Source organism: Cupriavidus oxalaticus, assembly GCF_038900635.1.
GTDB classification, from domain to species: Bacteria; Pseudomonadota; Gammaproteobacteria; order Burkholderiales; family Burkholderiaceae; genus Cupriavidus; species Cupriavidus oxalaticus_B.
Window position 1 is genome coordinate 117225 of sequence record NZ_JAYMRX010000002.1, and the last position, 17828, is coordinate 135052.

The 17828-nt window shown below is 68.7% G+C and carries 15 protein-coding genes; 8 read left to right on the forward strand and 7 right to left on the reverse strand.

Features of this window, described 5'->3' with window-relative positions; all coding sequences use genetic code 11:
• Nucleotides 1–7: 7 nt before the first annotated feature.
• On the forward strand, nt 8–2830 hold the full coding sequence (fdhF, locus tag VSR71_RS04810) for a formate dehydrogenase subunit alpha (protein WP_342912778.1): 2823 nt from the start codon (nt 8–10) through the stop codon (nt 2828–2830).
• A 58-nt stretch (nt 2831–2888) separates the two neighbouring features.
• On the opposite strand, the gene VSR71_RS04815 is transcribed toward fdhF, so the two are convergent.
• Nucleotides 2889–4193, reverse strand: a complete 1305-nt coding sequence (locus tag VSR71_RS04815) for an MFS transporter (RefSeq protein ID WP_342912779.1) — start codon at nt 4191–4193, stop codon at nt 2889–2891.
• Between the two features lie 361 nt (nt 4194–4554).
• Here VSR71_RS04815 and VSR71_RS04820 point away from each other — a divergent pair, with 361 nt between their 5' ends.
• Together VSR71_RS04820 and VSR71_RS04825 are read left to right on the forward strand one after the other, a co-directional pair.
• A complete protein-coding gene (locus VSR71_RS04820; protein WP_342912780.1) occupies nt 4555–5481 on the forward strand; it encodes an NAD(P)-dependent oxidoreductase in 927 nt (308 codons plus the stop codon).
• A complete protein-coding gene (locus VSR71_RS04825; protein ID WP_342912781.1) occupies nt 5478–6914 on the forward strand; it encodes an aldehyde dehydrogenase family protein in 1437 nt (478 codons plus the stop codon). The genes VSR71_RS04820 and VSR71_RS04825 overlap by 4 nt, the downstream gene beginning before the upstream one ends.
• A gap of 89 nt (nt 6915–7003) precedes the next feature.
• Here the strand turns inward: VSR71_RS04825 and VSR71_RS04830 are convergent, their stop codons facing one another.
• Together VSR71_RS04830 and VSR71_RS04835 are read right to left on the reverse strand one after the other, a co-directional pair.
• Nucleotides 7004–7297 (reverse strand): GYD domain-containing protein, encoded by a 294-nt coding sequence (locus VSR71_RS04830; protein WP_342912782.1) that lies wholly within the window; start codon nt 7295–7297, stop codon nt 7004–7006.
• A gap of 239 nt (nt 7298–7536) precedes the next feature.
• Complete coding sequence (locus VSR71_RS04835) at nt 7537–8058, reverse strand: MarR family transcriptional regulator (protein WP_342912783.1); 522 nt, start codon at nt 8056–8058, stop codon at nt 7537–7539.
• 139 nt (nt 8059–8197) lie between these two features.
• On the opposite strand from VSR71_RS04835, the gene badH reads away from it, so the two are divergent.
• The 4 genes from badH to aliA are packed head-to-tail and all read left to right on the forward strand — an operon-like array spanning nt 8198 to nt 12662.
• Nucleotides 8198–8965: a 2-hydroxycyclohexanecarboxyl-CoA dehydrogenase gene (gene badH, locus VSR71_RS04840; RefSeq protein ID WP_342912784.1), complete on the forward strand. Its 768-nt coding sequence runs from the start codon at nt 8198–8200 to the stop codon at nt 8963–8965.
• Nucleotides 8966–9004: 39 nt separating this feature from the next.
• Nucleotides 9005–9787 (forward strand): 2-ketocyclohexanecarboxyl-CoA hydrolase, encoded by a 783-nt coding sequence (gene badI, locus VSR71_RS04845; RefSeq protein WP_342912785.1) that lies wholly within the window; start codon nt 9005–9007, stop codon nt 9785–9787.
• A gap of 31 nt (nt 9788–9818) precedes the next feature.
• Nucleotides 9819–10970, forward strand: a complete 1152-nt coding sequence (gene aliB, locus VSR71_RS04850; RefSeq protein ID WP_342912786.1) for a cyclohexanecarboxyl-CoA dehydrogenase — start codon at nt 9819–9821, stop codon at nt 10968–10970.
• Between the two features lie 51 nt (nt 10971–11021).
• Complete coding sequence (aliA, locus tag VSR71_RS04855) at nt 11022–12662, forward strand: cyclohexanecarboxylate-CoA ligase (protein ID WP_342912787.1); 1641 nt, start codon at nt 11022–11024, stop codon at nt 12660–12662.
• Nucleotides 12663–13203: 541 nt separating this feature from the next.
• On the opposite strand, the gene VSR71_RS04860 is transcribed toward aliA, so the two are convergent.
• Genes VSR71_RS04860 through VSR71_RS04875 form a run of 4 tightly spaced genes read right to left on the reverse strand, consistent with a single transcriptional unit; the run spans nt 13204 to nt 16434 of the window.
• Nucleotides 13204–14628 (reverse strand): diaminobutyrate--2-oxoglutarate transaminase, encoded by a 1425-nt coding sequence (locus VSR71_RS04860; protein ID WP_342912788.1) that lies wholly within the window; start codon nt 14626–14628, stop codon nt 13204–13206.
• Between the two features lie 54 nt (nt 14629–14682).
• Nucleotides 14683–15420 (reverse strand): 4'-phosphopantetheinyl transferase family protein, encoded by a 738-nt coding sequence (locus VSR71_RS04865; RefSeq protein WP_342912789.1) that lies wholly within the window; start codon nt 15418–15420, stop codon nt 14683–14685.
• The gene (locus tag VSR71_RS04870; protein ID WP_342912790.1) at nt 15407–16231 is read right to left on the reverse strand and encodes a thioesterase II family protein; all 825 of its coding nucleotides are present in this window, start codon (nt 16229–16231) and stop codon (nt 15407–15409) included. Before VSR71_RS04870 ends, VSR71_RS04865 begins: the two co-directional genes overlap by 14 nt.
• Nucleotides 16228–16434, reverse strand: a complete 207-nt coding sequence (locus tag VSR71_RS04875) for an MbtH family protein (RefSeq protein WP_116321790.1) — start codon at nt 16432–16434, stop codon at nt 16228–16230. The genes VSR71_RS04870 and VSR71_RS04875 overlap by 4 nt, the downstream gene beginning before the upstream one ends.
• A gap of 264 nt (nt 16435–16698) precedes the next feature.
• Between VSR71_RS04875 and VSR71_RS04880 the strand changes: the two genes are divergently transcribed.
• The gene (locus VSR71_RS04880) at nt 16699–17772 is read left to right on the forward strand and encodes a TauD/TfdA family dioxygenase (protein WP_342912791.1); all 1074 of its coding nucleotides are present in this window, start codon (nt 16699–16701) and stop codon (nt 17770–17772) included.
• Nucleotides 17773–17828 lie beyond the last annotated feature (56 nt).

Consider the following 17828-nt stretch of genomic DNA (forward strand, 5'->3'; position numbering starts at 1 on the left):
GACTGACATGAATGCACTGACCCGCGCCGAACGCGCGCTTGTCGAATCCGCCGAGCCGGCCGTCAGCTTTACGCTAAACGGCCGCGAAGTCACCGCGCAGCCCGGCGAAAGCCTGCTCAAGGTGGCGCAGCGCGAGGGCTTCGACGTCCCGCACCTGTGCTACAAGGACGGCCTCGAGCCCGCCGGCAACTGCCGCGCCTGCATGGTCGAGATCCAGGGCGAGCGCGTGCTGGCCCCATCCTGCTGCCGCTATCCCGCCGCAGGCATGCAGGTGCAGACCGAATCCGAGCGCGCCCGCCGCGCCCAGCGCACCGTGCTGGAGCTGCTGCAGTCGGACATGCCTGAAGCGGAATACACGCGCCACAACGAACTCGACCAGTGGGCGGCGAGGCTGGAAGTCGGCAAGCCGCGCTTTGCCCCGCGCGAGCGCGTGGCGGCGGACCTGTCGCATCCGGCCATCGCCGTCAACCTCGATGCCTGCATCCAGTGCACCCGCTGCCTGCGCGCCTGCCGCGACGAGCAGGTCAACGACGTCATCGGCCTGGCGTTGCGCGGCGATCAGGCCCGCATCGTGTTCGACATGGACGATCCCATGGGCGCCTCCACCTGCGTCGCCTGTGGCGAATGCGTGCAGGCCTGTCCGACCGGCGCACTGATGCCCGCGCGCGACGTGGCCCTGGCCGTTCCCGACAAGCAGGTCGAATCGGTGTGCCCGTATTGCGGCGTGGGCTGCCAGCTGACCTACAACGTCAAGGACAACCGCATCCTGTTCGTGGAAGGCCGCGACGGCCCCGCCAATCACCAGCGGCTGTGCGTGAAGGGGCGCTATGGCTTCGACTACGTGCAGCACCCGCAGCGGCTGACCGTGCCGCTGGTGCGCCGCGAAGGCGTGCCCAAGCGCGGCGATTTCGTCATGGACCCGGACCACGTGATGGACGTGTTCCGCGAAGCCACCTGGGAAGAGGCGCTGGCGCTCGCCGGCGGCAAGCTCGCGCAGATCCGCGACACGCATGGCAAGCGCGCGCTGGCGGGCTTCGGCTCGGCCAAGGGCAGCAACGAAGAGGCCTACCTGTTCCAGAAGCTGGTGCGCACCGGCTTTGGCAGCAACAACGTTGACCATTGCACGCGGCTGTGCCATGCCTCGTCGGTGGCGGCGCTGCTGGAAGGCATCGGCTCGGGCGCGGTGTCGAACCCGGTGATGGATGTCGACAAGGCCGAGGTCGTGATCGTGATCGGCGCCAACCCGTCCGTGAACCATCCGGTCGCGGCAAGCTGGATCAAGAACGCGGTGAAGAACGGCACCAAGCTGATCGTGGCCGATCCGCGCCGCTCGGACCTGGCGCGCTTTGCCTGGCGCTTCCTGCAGTTCAAGCCCGATGCCGACGTGGCGCTGCTCAACGCGATGATGCATGTGATCGTCAACGAGGGCCTGGTCGACCGCGACTTCATCGACAGCCGCACCATCGGCTTCGACGAACTTCAGCGCAATGTCGCCGCGTACAGTCCCGAGCTGATGGCGCCGATCTGCGGCATCGACGCCGAAACCATCCGCGAAGTCGCCCGCCTCTATGCGACTTCGAAGGGCTCGATGATCCTGTGGGGCATGGGCGTTTCGCAGCACGTGCATGGCACCGACAACGCGCGCTGCCTGATCGCGCTGGCGCTGATGACCGGACAGATCGGCCGGCCCGGCACCGGGCTGCATCCGCTGCGCGGGCAGAACAACGTGCAGGGTGCCTCCGACGCGGGGCTGATCCCGATGATGTATCCGGACTACCGGCGCGTCGACGATCCGGTGGCGATTGCCAGTTTCGAAGCGCTCTGGGGCATGCCGCTGGACCGCCAGCCGGGCCTGACCGTGGTGGAGGTCATGCAGGCGATCGAGCGCGGCGAAGTGCGCGGCATGTACATCATGGGCGAGAACCCGGCGATGTCCGACCCTGACGCCGAGCATGCGCGCGAGGCGCTGGCGTCGCTCGATCACCTGGTGGTGCAGGACATCTTCCTGACCGAGACGGCGTACCTGGCGGACGTGGTGCTGCCGGCATCGGCGTTCCCGGAGAAGACCGGCACCTTCACCAACACCGACCGCACCGTGCAGCTCGGGCGGCAGGCGCTCGAACCGCCCGGGCAGGCGCGGCAGGACCTGTGGATCATCCGGCAGATGGCGGCGCAGCTTGGACTGGAGTGGCACTACGACAGCGTGGTGGACGTGTTCAACGAGATGCGCAAGGCAATGCCGAGCATTGGCGGCATGACCTGGGAGCGCCTGGAGCGCGAGCACGCCGTGACCTATCCATGCATGGAAGAGGGCGATCCGGGCGAGCCCGTGATTTTCACGGACAGCTTCCCGACGGCCTCCGGGCGGGGCCGCTTTGTTCCCGCCGACATCATCCCGGCCGCGGAGCGTCCCGATGCGGACTACCCGATGGTGCTGATCACCGGGCGCCAGCTGGAGCACTGGCATACCGGCAGCATGACGCGTCGCGCCGGCGTGCTCGATGCGATCGAGCCGGACCCGGTAGCATTGGTGCATCCGCTGGATCTCGATGCACTGGGCGGCAAGCCCGGGGATGTGGTCACGCTGTCGTCGCGACGCGGCGAAGTCACGCTGTATGCGCGCGCCGATGCCGGCACGCCGCGCGGCGCCGTGTTCGTGCCGTTCTGCTACTACGAAGCGGCGATCAACAAGCTGACCAACGCAGCACTGGATCCGTTCGGCAAGATCCCGGAGTTCAAGTACTGCGCGATCAGGATGACGGTGGGCGGGCAGGTGCCGGTGCAGTCGAGCTATGGGGGCGGGCAGATACTGGAGCCCGCTTCCGTCTAGCAGCAAGAATGGTGGTGTTTCGCCTGCGCGGCGGGCGAAGCACCACCGTGACCCTGCGCTACGCCAGTGCTTTCCCCTTCGTCTCCGGCATGAACGCATACACCAGGAACCCCGTCACGCACACCGCGGCGATATAGACCCAGCTATAGTCCGCCCAGCCCGCGCCAGACATCGACGTCATGATGTAAGGCAGGGTCCCGCCAAACAACGTGACCGAGATCGCATACGGCAGCGCCACGCCGGTCGCGCGCACTTCGGAAGGGAACTGCTCGGCCATGACCGCCGCGGCGGTAGCGGCATAGCCGCATGACAGCAGCATGCCGATGCTGACGATCGTGGTCGCCACCCAGAAATTGTTTGCAAGGAAATGCAGCCCGGGCCAGGCAAACAGCGCCGAGCCGCCCGCGAACGCCATCAGCACGGGTTTGCGGCCGATGCGGTCCGCGAGCTTGCCGATCAGCGGGATCGCAAACAGCGACAGGATGATGGAAATCACGCTGGCGCTGAATGCGTCCTGCAGGCTCAGCCCGGTGCGCACATGCGCGAAGGTCGGGAACAGCACCAGCCACAGGTAAAGCGTGAGGTTGCCTGCCATGGCGATGCCGATCACGCGCAGCGACTCGCGCCAGTGCCGGGTGACGACCAGCAGCGACGGGTGCGCGGCGGCATGGTGCGCGACCTTGCGTGTGAAAGCCTCCGTTTCCGCGACCGACAGCCGGATCCACAGCGCCACCAGGCCCATCAGCCCAGCGATCAGGAAGCCGAGCCGCCAGCCCCATGCCGCCATCGCCTGCGCATCGAGCGTGCGCGTCAGCAGGTAGCCGATCAGGGCCGCGACCAGCACGCCGGCGTTGATGCCGAAGTACTGCCAGGAACCCGCGAAGGCCCGGCGCGAAGGCGCGGCCGATTCGACCAGGTAGGTCGACGCCGAGCCGAACTCGCCGCCGGCAGCGAAGCCCTGCACCAGCCGGGCCAGCACCAGGATCACCGGTGCCGCCATGCCGATGGTCTCGTAGACGGGGCACAGCGCGATCACCACGGTGCTGCCCGCCATCAGCGCCACCGACAGCGTCAGTCCCTTCTTGCGACCATGGCGATCCGCATACGCGCCCAGCACGGCGCCGCCGACCGGCCGCATGATGAAGCCGACCGCGAACACGGCAAATGCCGACAGCAGCGACACCATCTCGTTGTGGGCCGGAAAGAAATGCCGCGAGAACAGCGAGGCGAAGGTGGCGTAGATCACCCAGTCGGCGAACTCCACGATGGTACCGAGCGTCGCCGCCGCAATCGCCTTGCGCTGCGCGCGCGTCAGCGGGACCGGTCGGTCCGCTGCATCATCTGCTGGCAGGGTCGTTTCCATGCCGTCTCCTTGCATCGTCTTGTTTGGCATTGCGCCGCCATGCAGGCAGGGCGCATCGGCGTGCCTGGCGGTATGCCGCCCCGACACGTCCGCGCATCGTAGTAGCGCGAGCGTTGGGCGTTCAAACGAGTATTTTGGCCGCGACGATTGAGTTTTCATCAAGCGAGCGGGTACTGGCCACTCATGCCGGCAGCGCGTCGCAGGTTGAAAAAAACTCAACCCTCGCGTCCGGAAAAGTCGTTTGAAGCCGCCCGGCCGCGCTCCTAGTATCCGGTGCACTGTCAGGGGCGCGGCCAGAGGCGGAGTCGGTGCCCTTGATGCCGTTCGACGCTGCGCCAGCAGCAACAACAAGGAGACACGCATGACGACATTCGGGTTTATCGGGCTCGGCGCCATGGGCCGGCACATGGCCCGGCACCTGCTGAACCACGGCCTGGCGGTGACCGTATGCGACAGCAATGCCAGCGCGGTCGATGAGCTTGTCCGCGGCGGCGCAATCCGTGGCGAGAACGTCCGCGACGTGGGAAATCGCGCCGAGGTGGTGATGGCCTGCTTGCCGACGCCCGATGTGGTCGAGCAGGTTGCCATCGGCGCGGAGGGCATCGCCGCTGCGCGCGGCGTGAAGGTCTTCGTCGATCATTCGACCACCGGCCCGAGCGTGGCACGCCGGATCGCTGCCGTGCTGGCACGGCATGGCATCCATGCGCTCGATGCACCGCTGGCCGGCGGCGTGGCGGGTGCCGAGGCGGGATCGCTGAGCGTGATGGCTTCTGGCGATGCCGCGGCCTTTGCCACTGCGCGGCCGGCCTTCGAGGCCTTCGCGCACAACATCTCTTACCTGGGCGAACAGCCGGGCCTCGGCCAGACGCTCAAGCTCATCAACAACATGATCGCGGGATCGGCGCTGGTGACAGCCGCCGAGGCGGTGCTGTTCGGCGTCAAGGCCGGCATTCCGGCGGAGGCCATCCTGCAGGTGCTGTCCGGCAGCACGACCGCGCGCGGCTTTGCCGTGCAGACCCTGCTGGCTGACAAGGTGCTGTCGCGCAGGTTCGACTTCGGCTTCCGCATGGACCTGATGCGCAAGGACCTGCGGCTGGCGCTTGGCGAGGCCGAGGCGGTCGGCGCGCCGATGTTCGCAACTTCGGTCGTCAAGCAGTTCTTCGATGCGGCGGTGGCCGACGGCGCCGGCGGCGACGACATGACGCGCGTCGTGCAGCAATTGGAAAAGCTGGCTGGCGCGACCATCGGGCCGGCCGCCGCGCAAGGCCATATCAAGGAGCAGCAATGAACAAGGTGTTGAACCACATCGGCGGCAAAGACATGACGCCATCGACGGGCCGATTCATCGCGAAAGCCGACCCGCGCACCGGCGCGGCGTTGTGCCGGGTGGCCGACAGCGGCAAGCCCGAGATGGACGCTGCCGTGGCCGCGGCAACGGCGGCGCTGCCGGCCTGGCGCGCCATGCGTCCCGCCGAACGCGGCCGCATCCTGGTCGCGATCGGCCGCGCCGTGCGCGAGAGCGTGGCAACGCTCGGCAGCCTCGAAAGCATCGAGACCGGCAAGCCTGGCCGCGAGATGCCGCAGCTGATGGCGCTGGTCGCGCAGTATTTCGAGTTCTACGGCGGCATCGTCAACACCATGGACGGCGAGCTGATCAACGCCGGGCCGGACTACCATATCTACACGCGGCGCGACCCCTTCGGCGTGATCGGCGTGATCCTGCCTTGGAACGCACCGCTGCACCAGGCTGCCCGTGCGATCGCGCCGGCGCTTGCCACCGGCAACGTGGTCGTGGCCAAGCCGTCTGAGTTCACCTCCGGCTCGCTGGTGGCCTTCGCCAGGCTGGCGGAGTCGGCAGGCCTGCCGCCGGGCGTGCTGAACGTCGTGGTCGGATCCGGGCCGGTGCTGGGACCTGCAATGGCCGAGCATCGCGACGTGCGCAAGATCTCGTTCACCGGCAGCGCGCGCGCGGGCAGGGAACTGGGGCGCCTCGCGGCAGACCGCATGCTGCCGCTGACGCTGGAACTGGGCGGCAAGTCCGCCAACATCGTCTTTGCCGATGCCGACCTGGATGCCGCAGCCAGGGGTTGCACCACCGCCTTCACCTGGAACGGCGGCCAGTGGTGCGCGGCAGGCACGCGCCTGCTGGTCCAGTCATCGGTCCACGATGCCTTTGTCGACAAGCTGCTGGCCGCGGTGGCAGGCGTTCGCGTCGGTGCCGACCATGACGCGACGTATGGGCCGATGACGACGCGTGCGCAGTTCGACAAGGTGCAGGAGAGCTTCGAAACGGCGCGGCGGCTCGGGCTGGTGCCGGCGACCGGCGGCCGCCTGGCGCAGGTGCAGGTGCAGGGCGGCGAGGGTGGCTGGTATATCGAGCCGACGGTCTACCTGGGCGTCACCAATGACATGGAGATCGCGCGCGAAGAGATTTTCGGCCCGGTGCTTTGCGTGATCCCGTTCGACGACGAGGCGGATGCCGTGCGCATCGCCAACGACTCGGACTACGGGCTGGCCGCGGGAATCTGGAGCCGCGATATCGGCCGCGTCCATCGCGTCGCGGGCGAGTTGGAAGCGGGCCGCATCGTCGTCAACGAGTACAGCGGCGGCATTGTGCAGACGCCTTGCGGCGGCTTCAAGCAGAGCGGCTACGGTCGCGAGCAAGGGGTGGAGGCGCTTGCGCACTACACGCAACTCAAGTCCGTGATCATCCGGCTGTAGGCGCAAGAGAACAGGCAGAGACCACAAGCGACAACGCCCGCCAGGACCACGGCGGGCGTTCTGCATTGCGGGGACAGTGCCAGGGCGGCTCAACTCATCTTGCCGAGGATCGCCTGCATCTCGTCGACATCGAATGCCCGCAGCGTCTGCGTGCGCACGTTGCCGAGCGCGCCGACCGCCAGGCCGAAGGCGGTCATGCTGGCATCATCCTGGGCCTCGACGGTCAGCACGACGTCGTATTTGCCCAGTGTCCAGTAGATGTCTTTCAGCTGCACCCCGAAGCGCGCGCCCATCTCGCGCACCGCGGCGGCGCGCTTGGTGGTGTCCTTGACGGCGCGGATGCCCTGGTCGGTGAAGTTGGCTAGCACGATGTAGCGGGTCATGGCGGGATCTCCGGTAACGGGATTGATCGAACGTCGTCCCGGCCGCGCGCAGGCAACCCATCGCGGCGAGCCGGGGCAGCGGTTCAGGACTTCCCGGCGCAGTACTGGGGTGCCTGAGCAACCCCATGTCGATGCATATCGCGCGCCAGCCGCCGTGGCGCGCCGCGTAGCGGACGATGCCCTGCGCCGGCCACCGCGTGGCGGCCCGGTGTGTATCAGCCGTGAGACAGCGGTCCGCCTCAGTCCTGCGTCGGGCCGCTTTCGCCGCCGTCCGGCGTATCCAGCGCGCGCATGTTGTCCAGCAGCTTCAGCAGGTAATGCAGCGTATGCGTCAGGTCGTTGGTCGAGAACCCGTCCAGCGCGTGCTCATAGTACTGCCGGATCTTCGGCTGCGCCTGGTGCAGCCACACTTCGCGGCCCGGCTCGCTCATCCGCACCAGCCGCGAGCGGCGGTCGCGCCCGTCCGGCGCCAGCGTCACGTGGCCGTCCCGTTCCATCCGGCTGACCAGGCCGGACAAATTCTGCCGGCTCACCATCAGGTAGCGCGCCAGGTCGCCGACGCTCATGCCGTCGGCCGCTTCCGGTCGCGACAGGGCGCCCAGCACCGCCCACTGCTGCGTCGTCAGGCCTTCGGCTTCCACCGCCCGCGATCCCGTTTTATGCAACATGTTTGCGCATTGGTAGAGGCGAAAGAACAGCCGGTTGGCCAGCTCCATGCGTGCATTAGTGGGGAGTTCGCCTCCCCGATCGGGGTTAACCATAGTCGTTTCCAAAGGATTGATGCCTTGCGCCCGGTGCCGGTCGCACCTATTATACGTCAACATATTTACGTAATTGACGGGGCATGTGGCGGCGGCACCGCCGGCACGATAGCACCGGAACCCTGAAAGGAGAACGGCTGTGCAAGGACTCGAAGGCAAGACGGTCATCGTGACCGGCGGCGGTGGCGGTATCGGCGGCGCAACCTGTTTGCGCTTTGCGCGCGCCGGCGCGGCGGTCGGCGTGCTCGACCTGAACCCGGAGGCAGGCGAACGCGTGGCGGCGCAGATCCGCGATGGCGGCGGCCGCGCGTTGTCCATGCGCTGCGACATTACCGATCGCGCCAGCGTCGACGCGGCGGTGGTTGCGGTGGAGCAGGAGCTGGGCCCCATCGACGTGCTGGTCAACAACGCCGGCTGGGACGTGTTCCGCCCGTTCGTCAAGACCGAGCCGGCGCAGTGGGAGCGGCTGATCGCCATCAACCTGACCGGCGCCCTGCATATGCACCACGCGGTGCTGCCCGGCATGGTGGCGCGCAAGCGCGGGCGCATCGTCAATATCGCCTCCGATGCCGCGCGCGTGGGGTCTTCCGGCGAAGCGGTGTATGCCGCGTGCAAGGGTGGACTGGTGTCGTTCTCCAAGACCATTGCGCGTGAGCATGCGCGCCACGGCATCACCGTGAACGTGGTGTGCCCGGGGCCGACCGAGACCGCGCTGTTCGAAGATTACAAGCAGGGCGCGGGCAACCCAGAGAAGCTGGTCGAAGCCTTCACCCGCTCGATCCCGCTAGGCCGCATCGGCCAGCCCGATGACCTGCCCGGCGCGGTGCTGTTCTTCGCCAGCGACGACGCGGCGTTCATCACCGGCCAGGTGCTGAGCGTGTCGGGCGGCCTGACCATGAACGGCTGAGCGCGGCCATACCAACTCAAGCGAACAACGGAGACCACCATGCAATACGACGACATCCTCTATGAAGTGCGCAACGGCGCGGCCTGGATCATCATCAACCGCCCGGAAAAGATGAACGCCTTCCGCGGCCGCACCTGCGACGAACTGATCCACGCCATCAACCGCGCCGGCTATGACCGCGAGATCGGCGCCATCGTGCTGGCCGGCGCCGGCGAGAAGGCCTTCTGCACCGGCGGCGACCAGTCCGCGCACGAAGGCCAGTACGACGGCCGCGGCACCATCGGCCTGCCGATGGAAGAGCTGCACAACGCCATCCGCGACGTGCCCAAGCCGGTGATCGCGCGCGTGCAGGGCTATGCCATCGGCGGCGGCAACGTGCTGTGCACGATCTGCGATTTCACCATCGCTTCGGAAAAGGCCGTGTTCGGCCAGGTCGGCCCGCGCGTCGGCTCGGTCGACCCGGGCTATGGCACGGCCTTTCTCGCACGCGTGGTCGGCGAGAAGAAGGCGCGCGAGATATGGTACCTGTGCCGCCGCTATCCCGCCGCCGAGGCGCTGGCGATGGGGCTGGTCAACGCCGTGGTGCCGCACGGGCAGCTCGACGCCGAAGTGCAGAAGTGGTGCGACGAGATCCTGGAAAAGAGCCCGACCGCGATCGCCATCGCCAAGCGCTCGTTCAACATGGACACCGCGCACCAGGGCGGCATTGCGGGCATGGGCATGTATGCGCTCAAGCTCTATTACGACACCGAGGAATCGCGCGAGGGTGTGCGCGCCTTCCAGGAAAAGCGCAAGCCGGACTTCCGCAAGTACGCGAAGTGAGCGGAACCCAGCGGAGACAGCGGAGACAGCCATGAACCCCTACCTTGACGAAGACCTGTCGGCGCTGGCCGAACACGCCCGCCGCTTTGCCGACGCGCGCGTCGCGCCCGGCTACCTGGAGCGAGACCGTACCCGCGTGCTCGACCGCGCGCTGATGCGCGAAATGGGCGAGATGGGCTTTATCGCGCCCGAGTTGCCGGAACAGTATGGCGGGCAGGGCATGGGCTCGCTCGCGGCCGGCGTGATCCACGAAGCGGTGGCGCGCGCCGACCTGAGCCTGTCGTATATCAACCTGCTGGCTTCGCTGAACGGGCAGATCCTGGCGCACCATGCACGGCCGGAGGTCGCCGGCCCATGGCTGCAGCGCCTGACGCGCGGCGAAGCGCTGCTGGCGATCGCGCTGACCGAGCCGCGCGGCGGCTCGGACGCGGCCAGCCTGCGCCTGCGCATGGAGCGCGATGGCGACCACTACGTGCTCAACGGCGAGAAGACCTCGATCTCCGCCGCCGACCAGGCCGATGCCGCGGTGGTGTTCGCGCGCAGCGGCCCGGTCGAGGCGGGCGCGCGCGGCGTGTCGGCGCTGCTGGTGCCGATGGACCTGCCGGGCGTCACGCGCAACCGCTTCGACTGTCATGGACAGCGCGCCATCGGGCGCGGCTCGATCTTCTTCGAGAACGTGCGCGTGCCGGCCAGCCATCTGCTGGGAAGGGAAGGCGAGGGCTTTGTGCAGGTGATGCAGGGCTTCGACTTTTCGCGCGCGCTGATCGGCCTGCAGGTGCTGGCCGTGGCGCAGGTGGCGCTGGACGAGACCTGGGGCTACGTGGCCGAGCGCCAGGCCTTCGGCAAGCCGCTGTCGGCATTCCAGGGCGTGTCGCACCCGCTGGCCGACTTCGAGACCCAGGTGCAGGGCGCGCGCCTGCTGTGCCTGCAGACGCTGTGGCTGAAGGACCGTGGCCTGCCGCATACCGCCGAAGCTGCGATGTGCAAGTGGTGGGCGCCCAAGCTGGCGTATGACGTGGTGCACCAGTGCCTGCTGTCGTTCGGCCACGGCGGCTACGACCGCGGCGTGATGGAGCAGCGCCTGCGCGACGTGCTCGGTTTCCAGATCGGCGACGGCACCGCGCAGATCATGAAGACGATCATCGCGCGCACGCGCGCGGGGCGAGAAGCGGTACCGGCCTGACGCGCGCGCCAGTCGCAATGACTGGCAGCACACAACAACGAGGAGACCGCCATGGATTTCGATGCAGTACTGATCGCGCCGCGCCGTGCCGCCAGCATTGCCGCAGGGCACTGGCACGACCGCACCATCAACGACCATCTTGCCGCATGCGTGCGTGACCGGCCCGACGCGCCCGCGCTGACCGCGCTCAGCATCGACCGCCAACACGTGACGCGCTTCACCTGGCAGGAACTGGCGCGCATGGCAGACCGCGTGGCGGTCGGTCTTTCCCGCCTTGGCATCGTCGCGGGCGACGTGGTCTCATGCCAGTTGCCCAACGGCTGGCACCTGAGCGTGCTGTACCTGGCCTGCGCGCGCCTGGGCGCGGTGCTCAACCCGGTGATGCCGATCTTCCGCGAGCGCGAGCTGTCGTTCATGCTGGCGCACGCGCAAAGCAAGGTAGTGGTGGTGCCGAAGATGTTCCGCGGCTTCGACCATGCGCAGATGCTGCGGGGTTTGCGCGATGCGTTGCCCGCGCTGCGCCATATCGTGGTGGCGGATGGCGATGGCGACGACAGCTTCGAGGTGCTCCTCAGCGGGCCGTCCTGGGAAGATGCCCCCGATGCCGCCACCATCCTGCTGCGCAGCCGCCCTGGTCCGGACGACGTCACGCAGCTGATCTACACCTCCGGCACCACCGGCGAGCCCAAGGGCGTGATGCATACCGCGAACACGCTGTTCTCCAACATCGTCGCCTATGCCGGCCGGCTCCATCTCGGCGGCGACGACGTGGTGCTGATGGCGTCGCCGATGGCACACCAGACCGGCTTCATGTACGGCCTGATGATGCCGGTGGTGCTGGGCGCGCATGCGGTGCTGCAGGACATCTGGGACCCCGCGCGCGCCGCCGCGCTGATCCGCGACGAGGGCGTGACCTTTACCATGGGCTCCACGCCTTTCCTCACGGACCTGGCGCGCGTGGTGGCCGAGTCCGGCGCGGCCGTGCCGAGCCTGCGCATCTTCCTGTGCGCAGGCGCGCCGATTCCGGGCGCGCTGGTCGAGCAGGCGCGGCATGCGCTGGGCGCGAAGATCGTATCGGCATGGGGCATGACCGAGAACGGCGCGGTCACCACGACGCTGCCGGAGGACAGCGACGAACGCGCGTCGACGACCGACGGCCGCCCGCTTCCCGGGGTTGCAATTCGCGTCGTCGACGGCGCCGACGAGGACGTGCCGGTTGGCGAGACCGGCCGGCTGCTGGTGCGCGCCTGCTCCAACTTCGGCGGCTACCTGAAGCGCCCGCAGCTGAACGGCACCGATGCCGGCGGCTGGTTCGACACCGGCGACCTGGCCCGGCTCGATGCCGATGGATACCTGCGCATCGCCGGCCGCAGCAAGGACGTGATCATCCGCGGCGGCGAGAACATTCCCGTGCTGGAGGTCGAGACCCTGCTGTACCGCCATCCCGCGGTGGCGCAGGTGGCGATCGTCGCCTATCCCGACGAACGGCTGGGCGAGCGTGCCTGCGCTTTCGTGGTGCCGCGCGCCGGGCATGACTTCGACCACGCGGCGATGGTGGACTGGCTCAAGGGGCAGAAGATGGCGCTGCAGTACATCCCGGAAAAGCTGGTCGTGCGCGACGCCTTGCCGGCGACGCCGGCAGGGAAGATCCAGAAGTTCAGGCTGCGCGATCTGTTGCGGGACGCGCCGTAAAACTGTGCCATAGGCGCTGGTTTGCTCCCCTCTCCCGCTTGCGGGAGAGGGGCAGGGGCAGGGGGAGAGGGCGCGGTGGCTATTCCGACCCGCTGCACTCCGTCGACGCTCCGGCCCTCACCCCCACCCCTCTCCCACTACGCGGGAGAGGGGAGCGTTCACCAGTGATTGCGGCAAGTCCAGGCGACATCGTTGATTTGCTGCCGGTTTGCGCCCCTGTCCCGCTTGCGGGAGAGGGGCAGGAGGTGAGGGCAGGCCGAGGTCATGCCGACTCGCAGCACCCGTCGACGCTCCGGCCCTCACCCCCACCCCTCTCCCACTACGCGAGAGAGGGGAGCGTTCACGAGTGATTGCGGCAAGCCCGGGCGGCATCGTTGATCCACGGCCGGTTTGTTTCTCTCTCCCGCTTGCGGGAGAGAAGGAGCATGCACCAGTGCCTGCGGCAAGTGCGGGCGTCATCGTTGATCCACGGCCGGTTCGCTCCCCTCTCCCGCTTGCGGGAGAGGGGCAGGGGGTGAGGGCATGCGCGTGCCAAGCACGTTTAGCGCAGCAGCCTTGTTGCCGCCCCAAGCGCCTCGCCAAACAATTCACCCACCAGATCCACCTCAGCCTCGTCGATGACCAGCGGCGGCAGGAACCGCACCGTTGCCCCATGGCGCCCGCCAAGCTCGACGATCAGCCCGCGCTGCAGGCATTCGCGCTGCACGGTACGCGCGAAGTCGCCATCGGCGGGGTACGCGCCGACCACGTCAGGTTCGGCACGTTCATCCACCAGTTCCACCCCAAACATCAGCCCGCGCCCACGTACCTCGCCAATTGCGGCGAAGTCCGGCTGCAGCTGGCGCAACCGGGTTGCCAGCCGCTGGCCCATGCCCGCGGCATGCGCCACCAGCCCCTGCGCCGCGATGGTGCGGATTGTGGCCGAGCCCGCCGCCATCGCCAGCTGGTTGCCGCGGAAGGTCCCGGCATGCGCGCCCGGCTGCCACGCGTCGAGCGCGGCGTCGTAGATCACCACCGACATCGGCAGCCCGCCGCCGATCGCCTTGGACAGCACCAGTACGTCAGGCACGATGCCGGCATGCTCGAACGCGAAGGTGCGCCCGGTGCGGCCCAGCCCGGTCTGCACTTCGTCCAGCACCAGCGCGATGCCACGCTCGCGCGTGATGCGGCGCAGTTCGCGCAGCCAGCGTGCCGGTGCGGGGATCACGCCGCCTTCGCCTTGCACCGCTTCCACCACGACCGCGGCCGGCGGCAACACGCCGGACTCGGGATCCGACAGCATCTGCTCGATGTAGCGCAGCCCGGCATCGATGCCGGCTTCGCCGCGCAGGCCGAACGGGCAGCGGTAGTCGTACGGGTACGGCAGGAACTGCACGCTGGCGCCGAGCGCGCCCAGCGGCGCCTTGGGCCCAAGGTTGCCCATCAGCGCCAGTGTGCCGTGGGTCATGCCATGGTAGCCGCCGGCGAAGCTCAGCACGGTGTGCCGGCCGGTCGCGGTCTTGGCCAGCTTGAGCGCGGCTTCGATGCCGTCGGCACCGGTCGGGCCGCAGAACTGGATGCGGGCGCGCGCGGCGAACTCGGCCGGCAGCAGGCCGAACAGGTCGTCGATGAATCGGTCCTTGACCGGCGTGGCCAGGTCCAGCGTATGCAGCGGCAGGCCGCTGTCGAGCGTGTCGCGCAGCGCGCGCACCACCGCCGGGTGGTTGTGGCCGAGCGCGAGCGTGCCGGCGCCGGCCAGGCAGTCGATGAAGAGCTGGCCGCTGGTATCGCGCAGATACACGCCGTAGCCCTGTTCCAGCGCCAGCGGGATGCGGCGCGGGTAGGAGCGGGCATTGGATTCGCGGGCGCACTGGCGCTGCAGGTAAGCGTTGTCGTCGAGCCGGATCGGTGCTTGCCGGGCAAAGGCGCCTGCCGAGAACGGCGCGGGGTGGCCGTGGGCGAGCGTGGCGAGCGAGGGAGGCGTCATGGTGTCGTTCCTAGCGGAGGGCGTTGTACAGGGGCGTTGACTGCAAGGACTGGATCAAGGGTTGGCGCTGGCGGAGCGCAGCGGGTATTGGCGGTGCACGACGCGCGCGGCCGCCAGCGGCGTGGCCACGCATGCCACATAGCGCGAACCGCCGCCGGCATCGTGCAGATGCCAGACACCGGCGCCGGCGCGCGCCAGCGGCGGCACGCATTCGGCGCTGCCGGGCAGCGCCACGCGCACCGCTTGCGGCGACGCCGACAGGCCGGTGCCGAGCGCCTTGCCGCACGCTTCCTTGGCGGTCCAAAGCCGCAGGAAGCCGAGCATGGCGTGCTCCGGCTGCCGCTGCGCCAGCCCGGCGAGCCAGTGCATTTCATCGGGCGCGCAGGCCACGGCGGCGCTGTCGCGCCAGTCCGACCAGGCCATGCCGGCACGCCAGGCTTCGATGTCGATGCCGACCGGCACGCGCGACAGCGCGATCACCGCGCGCGCGCCGCTGTGGCTGACGTTGAAGTGCAGGGGCGGGTCCTGCGGGGCCGTGGCAAGCACGGGCTTGCCGAAGGCGTTGGCGGCCAGCGGGACCGCGGCGGGCGGCAGCGCCAGGCAGCCGCCCAGCAGCGTGCGCAACGCCGCGCGCGCCGCGGTAAAGCGGTTGCGGTCGGCGGCCTGGCGAAACGCGGCCGCGCGCGCGTGCTCGGCGGCCGAAAGCACGGCGGGATCCGCCGGCGCATCGGCCGCTACGTGCCACACGTGGATGTCGCCGTGCGGCGGCGCGGCGAGCTCAGGCAAGGGCATGGCCGGCTTCTCCGCTGAGCGCCGCGGTGCCAAGCACGGCCTGCGCAATGGCATCCAGCACCGCGGGCGCCGCGTCGTGCAGGAAGAAATGCCCGCCCGCGAAGACTTGCTGGCGGCAATCGTGCAGGGATTCGTCGCGCCAGGCCGCCAGCGTCGCCGGCGGCGCATGAACATCGTCCTGGCCGCCCAGCACGGTGATCGGGCAGCCCAGGCGCGGGCCGCGGGCGTAGCGCCAGCGCTCGCACAGCGCGATGTCGGCACGCAACACCGGCAGGAAGAACGCCAGCGCTTCCGGGGTTTCGCGGATCTCCGCCGGCATGCCGCCCATCGCGGCGATGACGTCGGCGAAGGCGCCGTCAGGCAGCGTGCTGAACGGGGGCCGCGCCGACGGCAGCGACGGCGCGCCGCGCCCGGACACCACCAGCGCCGCGGGGGAAAGGCCGTGCACGGTCTCGAGCACGCGTGCGGTTTCGAAGCCGAGCAGCGCGCCCATGCTGTGCCCGAACAGCGCAAAGCGCGGCGCCTCGGTGCGCGCCGCGCGCGCGATCGCCGCTGCCAGGGCCGCGGCCAGTTCCTCGATCGAAGCCGCGTGCGCCTCGGCCGTGCGCATGCCGCGTCCGGGCAGGCATACCGGCGCGAGCTCGACCTGCGCGGGCAGCGCGTCGCGCCACCCGTGGTACGCGGTATGGCCGGCGCCCGCATAGGGCAGGCAGTACAGGCGCACGCGCGCGGCCTCGGCATGCGCGGCATCGCTTGCCCGCCCGGGCATCACGGCAAACCAGCGCTCGCGCACCGGCAGCGGCGCGCTCATGCGCCGGCCAGCGCGCGCTGCAGGCTGAGCGGGCGCATGTCGGTCCAGACCGTGTCGATATGCGCCAGGCACTCATCGCGGCTGCCCTGGAAGCCGGTGCTTTCCCATCCTGCCGGGACGGGCTTGTAATCGGGCCAGATCGAGTACTGGCCTTCTTCATTGCGGACGACATGGAAACGCGTGTCGGGATGGTCCCAGCTCATGGCAATGCTCCTTCTGGTGGTGTGGAAACGCCATCGCGATGCAGGCAAGCCAGTACGCCGCGACGGCGTTGCGAACAGTCGAGACAACTCGTGGAACGACATCGTAAATGATAATGATTTGTATTTCCATTCGTAAATAATTCCGCTACACTCGCTTCACACTTTCAATGTGCAGACATTGTTCGCGTGGCTGCCCCCGTTGGCCTCCATTGACTCTCAGGCCGGAACCGGCTTCGCGAACGCACCCGTAGAGGCAACAGGGATATGGACACGACCAGTACCATCGCCGACCTCCGGGCGGACCATCGCGCCGCTGCCGGCGTGGCTACCGCCGCAACCTCAGCCGCCTCGATCAGCGCCGCCAGCGCAGGCGGACTTCGTACCGCCCCGCTGTCCGCGCAAGGCGCGCTGCCGCTGGTGGTCACGCCCGACGGCGGCACCGACTGGCGCGCCCGGTTCCACGCCATGGCGGCGATTGCCGCGGAGCATCTGCCGCGTGTCGGCGGCGTGCTGTTCCGCGGCTTTCAATTCGACGACGATGCCGCGTTCCGCGCCTTCGCCAGCGCCTTCGGCCATCCGCTGCTGAGTTACGAGTTCGGCTCCACGCCGCGCTCGCAGGTCAGGGAGGGCGTCTACACCTCGACCGAATACCCGGCGCACCAGGTGATCCCGCTGCATAACGAGCAGTCGTACACCCTGCAGTGGCCGATGAAGATCTGGTTCCATTGCGTGCAGCCGAGCGAAACCGGCGGCGAGACGCCGATCGCCGACAGCCGCCTGGTCTACCAGCGCCTCGACCCCGCCATCCGCGAGCGCTTTGCGCAACGCCGGCTGATGTACGTGCGCAACTACGGCAACGGCCTCGACCTGAGCTGGCAGCGCGCCTTCAACACCGAAGACCGGGCGCAGGTGGAACGCTTCTGCCGCGCGCAGCAGATCGAGTTCGAATGGAAGCCCGACGGCGAGCTGCGCACGCGCCAGTTGTGCCAGGCGGTCGCGCGCCATCCGGTGACCGGCGAGATGGTGTGGTTCAACCAGGCCCACCTGTTCCATGTGTCGAACCTGGCGCCGCATGTGCGCGAGGCCTTGCTGGCCGTAGTCGGCAGCGTCGACGAGCTGCCGCGCAATGTCGTCTACGGCGACGGCGCGCCGCTGGAAGACGATGCGCTGGCGTCGATACGCGCCACGCTGGACCAATGCACGGTGCGCTTCCCCTGGCAGCAGGGCGACGTGCTGATGCTCGACAACATGCTTGCCGCCCACGGGCGCGGCACCTTCACCGGCGCGCGCCGCGTGATCGTCGCCATGGCCGAACCCGCGCCGCCCGGACTGGGCTGAGGCGCGTTTCCCTTCTGATCACTCCCGGCCGTGCAGGTTTGCGACTGCGCGGCGGG

Excerpts from the sequence above, each read along its gene's own strand:
- fdhF (WP_342912778.1), top strand. The coding sequence starts at position 8 with ATGAATGCACTGACCCGCGCCGAACGCGCGCTTGTCGAATCCGCCGAG.
- VSR71_RS04815 (WP_342912779.1), bottom strand. The coding sequence starts at position 4,193 with ATGGAAACGACCCTGCCAGCAGATGATGCAGCGGACCGACCGGTCCCG.
- VSR71_RS04820 (WP_342912780.1), top strand. The coding sequence starts at position 4,555 with ATGACGACATTCGGGTTTATCGGGCTCGGCGCCATGGGCCGGCACATG.
- VSR71_RS04825 (WP_342912781.1), top strand. The coding sequence starts at position 5,478 with ATGAACAAGGTGTTGAACCACATCGGCGGCAAAGACATGACGCCATCG.
- VSR71_RS04830 (WP_342912782.1), bottom strand. The coding sequence starts at position 7,297 with ATGACCCGCTACATCGTGCTAGCCAACTTCACCGACCAGGGCATCCGC.
- VSR71_RS04835 (WP_342912783.1), bottom strand. The coding sequence starts at position 8,058 with ATGGTTAACCCCGATCGGGGAGGCGAACTCCCCACTAATGCACGCATG.
- badI (WP_342912785.1), top strand. The coding sequence starts at position 9,005 with ATGCAATACGACGACATCCTCTATGAAGTGCGCAACGGCGCGGCCTGG.
- aliB (WP_342912786.1), top strand. The coding sequence starts at position 9,819 with ATGAACCCCTACCTTGACGAAGACCTGTCGGCGCTGGCCGAACACGCC.
- aliA (WP_342912787.1), top strand. The coding sequence starts at position 11,022 with ATGGATTTCGATGCAGTACTGATCGCGCCGCGCCGTGCCGCCAGCATT.
- VSR71_RS04860 (WP_342912788.1), bottom strand. The coding sequence starts at position 14,628 with ATGACGCCTCCCTCGCTCGCCACGCTCGCCCACGGCCACCCCGCGCCG.
- VSR71_RS04865 (WP_342912789.1), bottom strand. The coding sequence starts at position 15,420 with ATGCCCTTGCCTGAGCTCGCCGCGCCGCCGCACGGCGACATCCACGTG.
- VSR71_RS04870 (WP_342912790.1), bottom strand. The coding sequence starts at position 16,231 with ATGAGCGCGCCGCTGCCGGTGCGCGAGCGCTGGTTTGCCGTGATGCCC.
- VSR71_RS04875 (WP_116321790.1), bottom strand. The coding sequence starts at position 16,434 with ATGAGCTGGGACCATCCCGACACGCGTTTCCATGTCGTCCGCAATGAA.
- VSR71_RS04880 (WP_342912791.1), top strand. The coding sequence starts at position 16,699 with ATGGACACGACCAGTACCATCGCCGACCTCCGGGCGGACCATCGCGCC.